The organism is Pseudorhodobacter ferrugineus DSM 5888 (assembly GCF_000420745.1).
Taxonomy (GTDB): domain Bacteria; phylum Pseudomonadota; class Alphaproteobacteria; order Rhodobacterales; family Rhodobacteraceae; genus Pseudorhodobacter; species Pseudorhodobacter ferrugineus.
Genome location: NZ_ATVN01000006.1, coordinates 12172 through 25260, shown reverse-complemented (window position 1 = coordinate 25260; position 13089 = coordinate 12172). Strand labels below are relative to the sequence as shown.

The following is a 13089-nucleotide window of genomic DNA, read 5'->3' as shown; positions in this document are numbered from 1 at the left end:
AGGGGTTTAGCCAGCGTCCAGCGCCTTGGTGCGCAGGTTGGCGGGGCGGGCCATGCAACGCGCAACCCAATCTTTGATCAGCGGGTCATCTGGCAACATTTCGGCAAACCACGCATAGGGTGAATGCACCAGCAGATCGGCGGCGGTATAGGTATCGCCCATCAGCCATGGCCCCTTTTCCAACGCTGCACGAATACGCGCCACTGCCGCTGCATGATCGCGAAATGTCGAGGCAAGGCCAGGATGGTTCATCTCTAATGCGGCAAACACGATAACGGGTTCCATCACCGACCCGTACCAATACATCCACGTCAGGAATTCGCCACGCTTCGGGTCGCCGGGTTTGGGCGCAAGGCTGTTGGGGAACAGTTCCAGCAAATAGAGCATGATCGCGCCGGTTTCAGAAATCAGGGTGCCATCATGGTCCAGCAGCGGCACCTTGCCCTCGGGGTGCGGGTTTGACGGGTCGCGCGCGCCGGTCCCATCACGGCGGGGGATGTTGACGTGCTTGACGGTGATCTTGTCACCAATCCCCATCTCGTCGATCAAGGTGATGACCCGCGACGAACGGGAGGGGGCGGCGTGGTACAGGGTAAGCATGGGATATCCTTTGCGGTTTGTTATGAGGATGGTATAGCAAAACCATCCTGTCAAAAACTGTCAGTATGCTATGGCCCGTTCCGATCGCTTGTTCCGCTTGCTTGATGCCCTGCGCCGTTTGCCGCAGCCGGTAACAGCCGCGCGTTTGGCCATGGAAACCGAGGTGTCGGAACGCACGCTCTACCGCGACATTGAAACCTTGCGGGCGGGGGGTGCGTTGATAGATGGTGCGGCGGGCTATGGTTACACCCTGACCGAAGACCCCGCTTTGCCGCCGCAAATGTTCACGCGGCTAGAGGTAGAGGCGCTGGTGCTGGGCCTGTCCGAGGTGCGGATGGCGGGCGATCCTGAATTGGCGCAGGCCGCCGAGGCGGCGTTGGCCAAGATCACCGCGACCCTGCCCGAACGGGTACAACGCCAAGCCGTGCATGCGGTGCAGCAAACCTACCGCTTTGAACGCCGCCCGCCTGCGCCTGCCGCATTGGCGCTGATCCGGCAAGCCTGTTGGGATGAGGTGGCGGTTGATATTTCCTATACCGACAAGGCAGGCGCGCAGTCGGTGCGGCGGATCTGGCCTTTGTCGGTGGTGTTCTTGGACCGGACGTTGATGGTGCTGGCGTGGTGTTGCCTGCGCCAAGGGTTCCGCAAGTTTCAGCTGCACCAGATTGCAGATGCCACCCTTACCGACACATCGTTCCGCCCGCGTCGGGTGCCATTGCTAAGGGAGTTTTTGCAAGAGATGCGCCGCGAGGGGCAAGCACGGCGCGGTGCATTGGGCGCGCCTGACCCTTAGTTCAGCTGAAATTGCAACGGGTAGCGCCCGTCTTCAAAGTCGCCAAACAGGTCGGACAGATCGGGATGGTCCACGGGTTCGCCCGTTTCATCCGGCATCAGGTTTTGTTCCGACACATAGGCGACGTAATAGCTTTGGTCGTTTTCGGCCAGCAAGTGATAAAAGGGCTGGTCCTTCTTCGGGCGGCTGTCTTCGGGGATGTTTTCATACCATTCGTCGGTATTGGAGAACATCGCATCAACATCAAACACCACACCCCGAAAGGGATGTTTGCGGTGGCGCAGCACTTGGCCCAAATGATATTTCGCGCGTGTTTTAAGCATTTCACCCATCCTCTGACTGTGGTTACTAATCCCGATGCGGGGGTCTTGTCTACCGGCCAGTCAGAAAATTAAGGAAACAGTCTGTGAACCTTGTCCTTACAGTTCTACAAATCGTTGCGCCCGTTGGCATTTTGGCGGGTATAGGCTTTGCGTGGGTCAAGGCTGGGTTTGAATACCGGATGGAATTTGTGACCCGTTTGGCGATGACGCTGGCGACTCCGTGCCTGATATTTACCGCGCTGATGAAAACGGAGTTGGACCGCTCGGCGCTGGCCGACACATTGTTCGCCGCGATCACCGCCTACGGCCTGCTGACGGCGGTGTTTTGGGGCACCACAAAGGTGTTGGGGCTGGAGCGGCGGACGTATTTGTCGCCGTTGATCTTTGGCAATACCGGTAACCTTGGCCTGCCGCTTGCACTGTTTGCGTTCGGGCAGGCGGGCTTGGGCTATGCAGTGGTGATCTTTGCCGTTGCGGGGGTGTGGGGGTTCACCTTTGGCGTGTGGCTGGTCAGCCAGGGCGGGTCGCCCCTGCGGGTGTTCAAGGAACCCTTGGTCGCGGGTACGCTGTTGGGCGCGTTGTTTTTGTGGCAAGGCTGGCACACGCCCCTTTGGCTGACCAACAGTCTGGACCTGATCGGGCAAATGGCGATCCCGCTGATGCTGATCACGTTGGGCGTGGCGGTCGCGCGGTTGCAGCCGGGCAAGTTGGGGCAGGCGGTTTGGCTGTCGCTGCTGCGGGTGGTGATTTGCGTGTGTATTGGCGTGGCCGTTGGGCAGGTCTTTGCGCTGGAACCTGTGGCCTTGGCGGTGCTGATTTTGCAGGTCAGCACGCCGGTTGCGGTGACAACCTATATGCTGGCCAGCAAATACGGGGCCGATGGCGATGCGGTCGCGGGGATGGTGATTGTGTCCACGCTCCTGTCAGTTGTGACATTGCCGCTTACTCTCGCTTTTCTGATCTGACGTTATGCGCTGCCCCATTTCCCTTTTGCGCGTTTTGCCCTATGTTACTCCAAAATAATAATGTGCGAGGGGCATATGAGCAGGTTTCTCCGCGCGTCGATGGTAATGCTGTTGCTAGGGTCTTGCGGCGGCGGTAATTTTTCGGCGCCCCGTGATTTGGACAGCGCGTGCAGCATCGTACGCGAACGTCCGCAATATTATAATGCGATGAAGGCGACCGAGCGGAAATGGGGCATTCCCGTTCACGTGCAGATGGCGACCATCTATCAGGAATCAAAATTCATTGGTGATGCGAAAACCCCGCATAACTATATGCTGGGGATTATTCCTGTGGGCCGCCAAAGCTCGGCTTATGGGTATAGCCAAGCGCTGGATGGCACATGGGAAGAATACCAGCGCGAAGAGCGCCGCGGGTCGGCCCGCCGTGACCGTATCGCCGATGCGACCGACTTTATGGGCTGGTATATGGATCAGACTGAAAAGGGGTTGGGCATTTCCAAATGGGATGCACGCGGCCACTATCTGGCCTATCACGAAGGGCGCACGGGCTATGCGCGCGGCAGTTATAATGACAAGCCGTGGCTGCTGGTCGTGTCGCAAAAAGTGGCGGACCGCGCCGAAATGTATCGTGGGCAGCTTGAAGGGTGTCGTCGGTAAAGCGGCGTTACTTTGACAAACGAACGGGGGCCAATGGCCCCCGTTTTGACATCCAGCATTGGCTGGGCGCAGTTACTTGCGCTGTTCGATTGTAATGCCGATGTTAAACAAGGCCGCTTTCAATCGGCCACCCTTTTGCATTTCACCCAAAATCACCGTTGTCTCGCCGCCGCTGTCATCGCGGATCACCCATTGGCGGAGTTCGGTTGGGCCACTGGTAAAGACCATTTCGATCGACCCGTATTCCGGATGTTCGGGGTCTTGGGCGCGCACTCGCGTGGTGTTGCCATCAACGCTGTGGCCGACAACCATTTTGGCCCGCCCCAAATCGACGTTATTGGCCAGAATAATCGACAAAGGCGTGCGCGACAGGGGGTATTGTTCGGGCGGTTGATTGGATTTTGCGTCAAAAATCGCGACCGTGCCGCTGCTTGCCAGCACAAGGTTTTTATCTGGCGGGTTATATTCAAACCGTGCGCGGCCGGGGCGCTGAATATACAGCGTGCCGGTGGAAATTGACCCGTCTGCGTTGATTTGGGTAAATTCTGCCTGTGCCGTGGTCAGTCCGTTCAAATAGCGAGAGATCTCTTTCAGCGAGATTTTCTCGGCGGCGGCAGGGATTGCCAGTGCCGTCAGCAACGCCATCGCCGCAAATGGCAGGCCAAGCGACCGGATAAAGGATCTGCGATTCATTTTGGTGGTTCCCACTCATTAAGCCTGATACCTTTCATATAAGGGCGGTGGCGGTGGGGTGCACCCCCTTTGCAACATGCGACACAAGGATGTGAGCGGTTCCCTGCCAAGAACAGACATGGCGATCACGGGGCAGGGGAGGGAGTGGCGGTGGGTTGTCACCCACCCTACCCCCGATGTGTAGGGTGGGTGCTAACCCACCACTACCCTTAGGCCACTTAATGTTCCGGCAGCAAAATCTCACGTTTTCCAACATGGTTAGCCGATGTGATGACGTGGTTTTCTTCCATCTGCTCAACCAGTTTCGCGGCTTTGTTATAGCCGATCCCCAGTTTGCGCTGGATGTAGGACGTGGAACATTTGCGGTCTTTCGCCACCACGGCGACCGCTTGGTCATACAGTTCGTTCTCGCTGCTGTCGCCCGACCCAAGGCCCAGAACAAGGTCGATATCGCTTTCCTTGTCCTCGTCCACGCCTTCGACCACGCCTGACATATAGGCGGGCGGGCCAAAGGATTTCAGGTGGTTGACCACTTCCTCAACCTCTTCATCCGACACGAACGGCCCGTGAATACGGGTGATTTTGGCGCCTCCAGCCATATACAGCATGTCACCCATGCCCAGCAGTTGTTCCGCCCCCATTTCACCCAAAATGGTGCGACTGTCGATTTTCGACGTCACTTGGAACGAAATCCGCGTGGGGAAGTTCGCCTTGATCGTGCCCGTGATTACGTCCACAGACGGGCGCTGTGTGGCCATGATCAGGTGAATACCCGAGGCACGTGCCATTTGGGCAAGTCGCTGAATACAGGCTTCTATCTCTTTGCCCGCCACCATCATCAGGTCGGCCATCTCGTCGACCACCACCACGATATAGGGCAGCGATACGGGCGTATCCATTTCAGTTTCAAACACCGGCTCGCCGGTGTCTTCGTCAAATCCGGTCTGGATGGTGCGCTTGAACATCTCGCCTTTGGCCAAGGCTTCGCGCACCTTGCCGTTATAGCCTTCGATATTACGCACGCCCATCTTGGACATTTTGCGATAGCGCTCTTCCATCTCGCCCACGGTCCATTTCAACGCGATCACGGCCTTTTTGGGGTCGGTCACAACGGGCGAGAGCAGGTGCGGAATGCCGTCATAAACCGACAGTTCCAGCATCTTGGGGTCAATCATAATCAGGCGACATTCTTCGGGCGACAGTTTATAAAGCAGCGACAAGATCATCGTGTTGATCGCCACCGATTTGCCCGAACCTGTGGTCCCCGCGATCAAAAGGTGGGGCATTTTGGCAAGGTTGGCCACGATGGGTTCGCCGGCGATATCCTTGCCCAGCGCCAGCGGCAGGCGCATCGAGCTGTCGCCAAAATCGCGCGCCGCCAGAATTTCGCGCAGCACAACCTTTTCACGCCATGAATTCGGCAGTTCGATACCAATCACCGATCGGCCCGGCACGGTGGAAACCCGTGCCGACAGCGCCGACATCGACCGCGCGATATCATCGGCTAAACCGATCACACGGCTGGCCTTCAGCCCCGGTGCAGGTTCCAGTTCGTATTGTGTGACCACAGGGCCGGGGCGCACGGCGACAATCTCGCCCTTAACGCCGTAATCATCCAGCACCGCCTCCAGCATCCGCGCGTTTTCTTCCAGCGCTTCCTCGGCCAACGTGTGGCGCTGCACGGTATCGGCACTGGCAAGCAGGTTCAGCGGCGGAAGTTCATAGGCGGCATGCTGGTCTTCGAATTTCAGGCGTGGCTGCGCCTCGGCAATGGCTTGCCGCGACGGGGTAACAGGTTTTTTCATTGCAGGCTGGACGATGCGACGCTGTTCAGGGGCAATCGAACGCGTCATCGGGGCCGATACGCGGATGATTTCCGGCTCGGGCGCATAATCGTCATAATCGGCCTCGGCGAATTGGCTCAGACCCGCTTCGTCGTCGGCCAAATCGTTGTCCCATTCCATCACGGGTGGGGCAGGCGGCAGGCTGGGGCGGCTGGCGGACGTGACCGACAAGCGTGACATATTGGGGCCAAATGCCGCTGGCTGCGCTGCCATAACTGGCGGCTCGGGCGGCAGGCCCATCGACTGGCGGTTGCGCGGTGTCGCGATCAGCGGCACAGGGCCGCGGCGGCCCATAACGGGTGGTTCACGGCGCGCAAGGGCGGCTTGGACAGCGGTTTGCACTGTCGGTTGTGCCGTCGCAGGGGTATGGCGCACCCGCGACCGGATCACATCATTGATCCGCGCCTTGATACGGTCTTCAGACGGTTGATTCATTTCAACGGCGGGCCGGTCGGCCTCGGGGTGATGGCCCGTTGCCGCGCGGCGGATCATTTGTGGCACGCGTGCCAAAAGGCCGGTCTTTTCCGGCGCTTTTTCATGCGCGCGTTCGGGGTGACGTTCGGCCACCAGTTGTGGCGCTGCAAAACCTGTTTGTGCAGCAATGGCTGCGGGGCCCGCATAGATTTCAGGTTCGGCGCGGGCAGTGGTCCGCCCATTTGGACGCAAAGACGCAGGGCGGCCAAAGCCGTTGGCACCCGTCACGCCCGTTGATCGGTCGGCCCGCAGGGGTGCGGGCTGCACGGGTTCGTCATAAACCACGTCATCATATTGTGCCCGACTTGCCGCCACTTCACGGCGCGCACGGTTTTTATCGGCCAGCAGTTGCGCTGCACGGGCCGTACCTGCCGCAGATTGCCCTGCCAAGGACAGGACCGTCGCATAGGTCGACACAACACACAGGGTCACAAAACGGCGGATTGACTGCAATTCGCGCATGTCAAAGCCCATTACAAACAGGCCCATCACAACCAAAAACGCACCAAAGATCAGCGACAGCAGCTGCAACCCAACCCCGCTTAGTGGCAAGATCGACAAGATCATGCCCATCACGGTGTCACCAAACAAACCGCCCAAACCGATTGCGCCGCTTTGGCCTTGGCCTGGAATGGCCGCAAACACCGATGCCAAGGCAATTGCGATCACGGCAAACACCACACGCCCCATCGCACGCTCTTCGCCGCGATGTGTAACATAGCGCAGACCCCATGCGCCAAGGATCAGCGGAATACCCCAAGACCCCAGCCCACCAATGATGAACAAAGTTGAAGATACCGATGCGCCGAACCGCCCCAGCACGTTGTTCACCGGATCATCCGTGGCCACCAACCAGCCGGGATCATTCGGCGAATGGCTGCCCAACATTGCCACGAAAATCAGGGCCAGCACGATAAGGCCTGTTCCCAGCAACTCTCGACCGCGCCGTTCCAGCATTGCTGCGGTGTTTTGATCCACCAATGGGTCGCGCTGTCTGACCTGATAAGATGCCATGTTTTACCGTCCTTGCCCGTAAATACAGTCGCGAAGCAGGGTCAGCCCGCGCTGTGTTTCTTCTTTTGGGGCGACCAAAGCCACCCGAATATAACCTGCGCCGGGGTTGTCCCCGCCGACATCGCGCGACAGATACGCGCCGGGCAAAACCCGAACGCCTGTCTCGCGCCACAGCTTTACCGTGGCCTCTTCGCCATCTTGCACCGGAAGCCACAGGAAAAACCCGGCTTGCGGTGGCATATACCCTTGCATCCCGTCAAAAATGCGGTCGGCAAGGGCGAATTTTTCAACATACAGCGCGCGCGAAGCGGTCACATGCGCCTCGTCGTTCCACGCCGCCTCGGACACCTTTTGGATCGGCAACGGCAGCGGCGCACCTGCAAAGGCCCGCAATTGGCGGATGCGGGTGATCGACTGCACCCCCCCCGCCACAAAGCCAGACCGCAGGCCGGGCAAGTTTGACCGTTTCGACAGCGAATGAAACGTCAGCGCGCGTTCAGGGTCCGCGCCTATGGTCTTGGCCACGGCCAACACACCGGGGGGCGGTGTGTCGCGGTAAATCTCGGCATAGCATTCATCGGCCAGCACTTGGAAATCATGCTTTTCAGCCAGTGCCAACAAATCGGCCCAATAATCGGTGCTGGCCACCGCGCCTTGGGGGTTGGCGGGCGAACATAAGTAAGCAAGCGCCGTGCGGTCAAGAATGTCGCGTGGCAGGCTGGCATAATCGGGCAAATGCCCCGTGGCCGCCGTTGCAGGCACATAAACCGGTTCGGCGCCCATCGCCAACGCGGCCACGGCATAGACTTGATAAAACGGGTTCGGCATCAAAATGACAGGCCGCTTGCCGCCCTTTGTTTCCGGGCACAGGGCAACGGCCGCATTGAACAACCCTTCGCGTGTGCCGTTCAACGCCATAATCTGATTGGGGTTCAAGGTCACATCGTACCGCCGCTGCACCCATCCCGCAATCGCTACCAGCAGTTCTGGTGTGCCGTCATTGGGTGGATAAATCGCAAAGCCGTCCAAATTCGCGGCCAACACAGGCCCCACGAAATCGGGCATAGGGTGACGCGGCTCGCCAATGGTCATGGCGATGGGCGTCCCACCTGCAGGGATTGGATCCAGAAGCGCCCGCAAGCGCGGAAACGCGTATTCTGGCAGGTTAGAAAACCGCTCAGGAAATGCCATTGCTGCCTCATCTCGTCGGGGTCATGTCGCCCCGTTTGGATGTAGGATAGCGAGGGATTGCGGCGCGGTCCAGAAAAACGCTTTGATATTGTGCAGTTGGGGGTGGGGATTGTGTCTTTTTCGTCCCTCCCCCACTATCCATAAGCGCGGTTTGGCCTAACCCAGCGCCCGTTCTGCCGCCGAACACAGCCGCAACAGCCGTTCTTCCTGCCAAGGGGCCGCCAAAAAGCTAATCCCGCAAGATGGTTGCCCAGTGGGCAAGGTCACGCCGCACAGGCCAAACATATTGCCGATCCGCGTATTGCGCAGCGCCAGCAGGTTCTCGGTGACGTAATAATCGTGATCCTCCATCAACCGCTGCGCATGGGGTGGCAAAATCGGCGCTGTGGGCAGGATCACCGCATCATAAGCGGCGGTTTTTTTCGCCCAAATCAGGCGCAGCTCCTCCAGCCGCCGCCACGCCGCCACATAATCGGCCCCCGAAAACGCCGCCCCCGACCGGAACCGTTCCAGAATGCGCGGGAACATCTTTTCAGGCGCGCTCTCAATCAGCTTGCCCCAAATGCCATAGGCTTCGGCGGTAAAGGTGATCGCGGCAAGGCTCATCGCCTCCACTACCTCGGGAATTTTCCCGATCTCAATCTTGGCTCCGGCACGGGCCAAACGATCCACCGCCCCGTCAAACCCGCGTTCCGGCGCCTCGCGCAGATCATCCAGCGCTACGGTGTCCAACACCAACAACCGCGCGCCTTTCAGGCTGGCCCCATTCAGATCGGCAGGTTTGCTGCCCTCCATCGCCGCCAAAAGCAGCGCGCAATCCTCGACACTGCGGGCCAGCGGCCCCACGGTATCATAGCGTTCACACAGCGGCACAACCCCGCGCAATGACAACCGCCCCGGCGTGGTTTTCAGCCCCACAAGGTCATTCCACGCCGCAGGTATCCGCACCGACCCGCCCGTATCTGACCCAATCGCCGCCGGTGCCAGCCCAAAGGCAACCGACGCCGCACAGCCCGACGATGACCCCCCCGGCACCGCCTCTGGGTCATTCACATTCGGCGGGGTGGCGGTAATCGGGTTCAGCCCCAGCCCCGAAAACGCCAGTTCCGACATATGGGTTTTACCCAAACAGACCAGCCCTTGCGCGGTGGCGGTGGTCAACACCTCGGCGTCCACCTCTGGCACCCGACCCTTCAACAGCGCCGATCCTGCCTCACACGGGGCTCCCGACGCATCGAACAGGTCTTTCCACGAAATCGGCACACCGTCCAACAGCCCAATCCGGTGCCCCGCCTTGGCACGGTCAGCCGCCGCCATCGACATGGTCCGCGCGCGGCGTGGCGTGGTGCGCGAATAAATGCGTTTGGCCTCGGGGTGCTGCTCAATCGAGTCCAAAAACGCCTCGGTCAGCTCCATCGGATTGATCTTGCCCGCCTCGATCCCGCGCCCCAAATCCGCCGCTGTCATCCAAAGCCAATTGCCCGCCATAACCCACCTTTTCCCGTTGTTGCGCAAAGGCTAACGCCCCTGCGTCAATCGGACAATCGCAATATCGGCGGGGCGCATGGACAAAGCACCCGATTGCCCCATAATTACCCGCATGAAACAGGATGCAGATATTCTAATCGTGGGTGGCGGGCTGAATGGCCCCGCTTTGGCGCTGGCTTTGGCTGGTGGTGGTTTGCGGGTCACGGTGGTTGATGCTCGCCCCGCCCCCGCACGGGCCGAGGCCGGCTTTGATGGCCGCGCCTATTCGCTGGCCCATGCCTCCAAACGCCTGCTGTCGGTCATCGGCGTCTGGCCGCATATCGCCGACCTTGTGCAGCCGATCCTCGAGATCAAGGCCAGTGATGGCCATGCAGGCACAGGGGCTGCCCCCTTTTTCCTCCATTTTGACCATGCCGAGATTGAAGAAGGCCCGATGGGTTTCATGGTCGAGGATCGCCACCTCTACGCCGCCTTTCTGGCCGCAATGCAGGCAGCACCAAACATCACCCTGCTGTCGGGCGAAACCGTCACCGCGCAAAGCACGGATCAAACCGGCGTTACCGTTACCCTCGCCTCGGGCCGCCAGCTTTCCGCCCGCCTGCTTGTGGGTTGCGATGGTCGCGCCAGCGGCACGGCGCAGCGCGCAGGGATTTCGCGCTCGGGTTGGGCCTATGGCCAAACCGCCCTTGTCACCGCCGTCGAACATGACCGCCCCCACAATGGCATCGCACACCAATTTTTCATGCCGCAAGGCCCACTTGCCATTCTACCCCTGCCCGGCAACCGCTCGTCAATTGTGTGGAGCGAGGAGACAACCCGCGCCACCCAGATCCAAGCGTTGAATGATTCAGATTACCTGAACGCGCTCCGCCCCCGTTTCGGCGACTTTCTGGGCAATATCAAACTGGCAGGCACCCGTTTCACCTACCCACTCAACCTCACACTGGCCAACAGCTTTATCGCCCCGCGTCTGGCGCTTGTCGGTGATGCGGCGCACGGTGTCCACCCCATTGCAGGACAAGGCCTGAACCTTGGCTTGCGTGATGTCGGCGCGCTGGCACAGGTGCTAATCGAGGCGCAGCGCCGAGGCGAAGATTTCGGCGCAGTCGATGTGCTGGAACGCTATCAACAATGGCGCAGGTTTGACACAACCGCCCTTGCGCTGGGCATGGACAGCGTCAATCGCTTGTTCTCAAACGATAACCCGCTATTGCGCATGGCGCGTGATCTGGGGATGGGCGCGGTAAATGCTATGCCAGCCCTGCGCCGCCGCTTCATCCGCACCGCCGCAGGGTTAGACGGCGATCTGCCGCGCCTGTTGCAGGGGCAGCAGATTTAGTCTTTCTTAGCAGCGGCCTTTTTGGCCTCGGCTGCCGCTTTCATGCGGGCCACCAATTCGGCCTTTGTGGGCTGCGCGCCATAAGGGTTTTTCTCTGTCCCTTTGGCGTTATGTTCGGCATAGCGTGGCGCGTTCTTACCCATTTTGGCAGCTCCCGATGCGTTATAATCCATGATCCACTCCTGATGCGGCTTTGCGCGCTTGTGCCCTAAACCCCGCCGCCCCGCAATCCCGCAACAAATCTTGCCATTTCATCTTTGTAAAAATACTCAAAATCCCGCCCTATCCCCAAACCATGCGCTTGATCGACCTCGCATGCTCCGGTGCCGCAGAAACAGAATCCACCACCAAACCCCGCGCCACATCCAGCAAATTGGCGTCCACCACACGGTCAATCAACCCCCAAGCCATCGCTTCGGTCACGTCAACCTTCTGCCCCGCCATCAAAATCATCGACGCCCGCGCAGGCCCGACCAAGCGCACAAGCCGTGGCACATCTGACGGCTGCGGCAAAAACCCTAACCGCATGACGGGATAAAACACCTTTGCCCCCGCAACAGAAATCCGCAAATCACAGGCCAGTGCCATGCCCATCGCCCCGCCCGCAATGGTGCCGTTCAGTGCGGCAATGGTCAGGCAAGGCAAGGCTGCAATCGCGCCGGAAAGCCGCTCCCACACAGGGCTAACGGCCAGTCCCGCATGCGCTTCGTCCAAATCCGCCCCAGCCGAAAACACGCGGCCAGCACCTGTGATAATCAACGCCCGCGCGCCCTCGGGCCCCGCCCGCTCGGCAATATCTGCCAAATCGGCCAGCATCGCGCCCGTCAGGGAATTGGCCTTGTCGGGGCGGTTGATTGTGGCGGTCCAAACCCCGCCATCAATGGCCAGCTCAATCATGCCACCAACCCCACAGCGCGGCGTACAGCCTCATCGCGCAAAGATACCTCTTGCCCTAACCAGTCATCGCCGCCTTTGCCGCACATCCACAGCATCAACCGTGCGGGCCAATCGGCGGGAATATGGACCGACGGGTCCAGCTGGCTGACAGGGTTGATCCCGCTCGCCTTGATCCGCACCTGCATATCCGTGGCCACCGTGCCGGGTGACATGCCCATAATCCGCAACCCGCTGCTGCCTTCCTCCAGATGCGCCGCCCGCGTCAACATCGCCGCCCCCGCCTTGGACGCGCAATAGGCGCTCCACCCTTCCAACGGGTTATGTGCTGCACCGGATGATACCGTGATAATCGTGCCGCCCCGCCCCCGCATCAAAGGGATAGCCGCCCGCATCCCGTAAAAAACGCCCTTCAGGTTAATATCAACGGCGCGCGACCAATCTTCCGGCGCCACGTCACAGATCCGGCCAATCGGGTCAATCACGCCCGCATTGCCGATCAGCACATTCAGCCCGCCGCAGGTGTCCACAATCTGCGCCATCGCGACCGACACAGAAGCCTCATCCCCCACATCGCATTCAATCGCCAGCGCCCCGCGCCCGATATCCCGTGCCAGTGCTGCAATCTCATCCCCGGACCGCGCCAGCAACACCACCCGCGCACCCGCATCCGCAAACACCCGCGCGCTGGCGGCCCCTATCCCGCGGCTTGCGCCCGTGATTGCCACAACCTTGCCATCCATCGAAACCTGCATCCTGCACCTCGCTTATACGCTTTGCCAAAGGCTAACGCAGCACAGCGGCCAGTTCCAGC

At 60.0% G+C, this 13089-nt stretch carries 13 protein-coding genes; 4 read left to right on the top strand and 9 right to left on the bottom strand.

All coding sequences use genetic code 11. From position 1 onward, the window contains the following. Window positions 1-6: 6 nt before the first annotated feature. Window positions 7-600: a glutathione S-transferase family protein gene (locus G560_RS18750; protein ID WP_022703589.1), complete on the bottom strand. Its 594-nt coding sequence runs from the start codon at window positions 598-600 to the stop codon at window positions 7-9. 70 nt (window positions 601-670) lie between these two features. On the opposite strand from G560_RS18750, the gene G560_RS0106930 reads away from it, so the two are divergent. After that, on the top strand, window positions 671-1393 hold the full coding sequence (locus tag G560_RS0106930) for a helix-turn-helix transcriptional regulator (RefSeq protein WP_022703588.1): 723 nt from the start codon (window positions 671-673) through the stop codon (window positions 1391-1393). Here G560_RS0106930 and hspQ read toward each other — a convergent pair. Next, complete coding sequence (hspQ, locus tag G560_RS0106925) at window positions 1390-1716, bottom strand: heat shock protein HspQ (RefSeq protein WP_028913816.1); 327 nt, start codon at window positions 1714-1716, stop codon at window positions 1390-1392. The genes G560_RS0106930 and hspQ overlap by 4 nt on opposite strands. A gap of 83 nt (window positions 1717-1799) precedes the next feature. Between hspQ and G560_RS0106920 the strand changes: the two genes are divergently transcribed. Next, window positions 1800-2681, top strand: a complete 882-nt coding sequence (locus G560_RS0106920) for an AEC family transporter (RefSeq protein WP_022703586.1) — start codon at window positions 1800-1802, stop codon at window positions 2679-2681. 75 nt (window positions 2682-2756) lie between these two features. Beyond that, window positions 2757-3338, top strand: coding sequence for a transglycosylase SLT domain-containing protein (locus G560_RS0106915; RefSeq protein ID WP_022703585.1), 582 nt, complete (start codon window positions 2757-2759; stop codon window positions 3336-3338). Window positions 3339-3410: 72 nt separating this feature from the next. Here G560_RS0106915 and G560_RS0106910 read toward each other — a convergent pair whose 3' ends face one another. The 4 genes from G560_RS0106910 to G560_RS0106895 form a co-directional block, all read right to left on the bottom strand. After that, the gene (locus G560_RS0106910) at window positions 3411-4031 is read right to left on the bottom strand and encodes a LolA family protein (RefSeq protein WP_022703584.1); all 621 of its coding nucleotides are present in this window, start codon (window positions 4029-4031) and stop codon (window positions 3411-3413) included. Window positions 4032-4249: 218 nt separating this feature from the next. Next, the gene (locus tag G560_RS0106905) at window positions 4250-7363 is read right to left on the bottom strand and encodes a DNA translocase FtsK (RefSeq protein ID WP_022703583.1); all 3114 of its coding nucleotides are present in this window, start codon (window positions 7361-7363) and stop codon (window positions 4250-4252) included. Between the two features lie 3 nt (window positions 7364-7366). Next, complete coding sequence (locus G560_RS0106900; protein WP_022703582.1) at window positions 7367-8554, bottom strand: aminotransferase class I/II-fold pyridoxal phosphate-dependent enzyme; 1188 nt, start codon at window positions 8552-8554, stop codon at window positions 7367-7369. Window positions 8555-8710: 156 nt separating this feature from the next. Beyond that, a complete protein-coding gene (locus tag G560_RS0106895) occupies window positions 8711-10042 on the bottom strand; it encodes an amidase (RefSeq protein ID WP_022703581.1) in 1332 nt (443 codons plus the stop codon). Between the two features lie 112 nt (window positions 10043-10154). On the opposite strand from G560_RS0106895, the gene G560_RS0106890 reads away from it, so the two are divergent. Beyond that, a complete protein-coding gene (locus tag G560_RS0106890; protein WP_028913814.1) occupies window positions 10155-11381 on the top strand; it encodes an FAD-dependent monooxygenase in 1227 nt (408 codons plus the stop codon). Here the strand turns inward: G560_RS0106890 and G560_RS21295 are convergent. The 3 genes from G560_RS21295 to G560_RS0106875 form a co-directional block, all read right to left on the bottom strand. Further along, the gene (locus G560_RS21295) at window positions 11378-11554 is read right to left on the bottom strand and encodes a hypothetical protein (RefSeq protein WP_022703579.1); all 177 of its coding nucleotides are present in this window, start codon (window positions 11552-11554) and stop codon (window positions 11378-11380) included. The two genes, G560_RS0106890 and G560_RS21295, sit on opposite strands and share 4 nt — an antisense overlap. Window positions 11555-11663: 109 nt before the next feature. Next, window positions 11664-12278: an enoyl-CoA hydratase/isomerase family protein gene (locus G560_RS0106880; RefSeq protein ID WP_022703578.1), complete on the bottom strand. Its 615-nt coding sequence runs from the start codon at window positions 12276-12278 to the stop codon at window positions 11664-11666. Beyond that, window positions 12275-13030: an SDR family oxidoreductase gene (locus G560_RS0106875; RefSeq protein WP_022703577.1), complete on the bottom strand. Its 756-nt coding sequence runs from the start codon at window positions 13028-13030 to the stop codon at window positions 12275-12277. The genes G560_RS0106880 and G560_RS0106875 overlap by 4 nt, the downstream gene beginning before the upstream one ends. Between the last annotated feature and the right edge of the window lie 59 nt (window positions 13031-13089).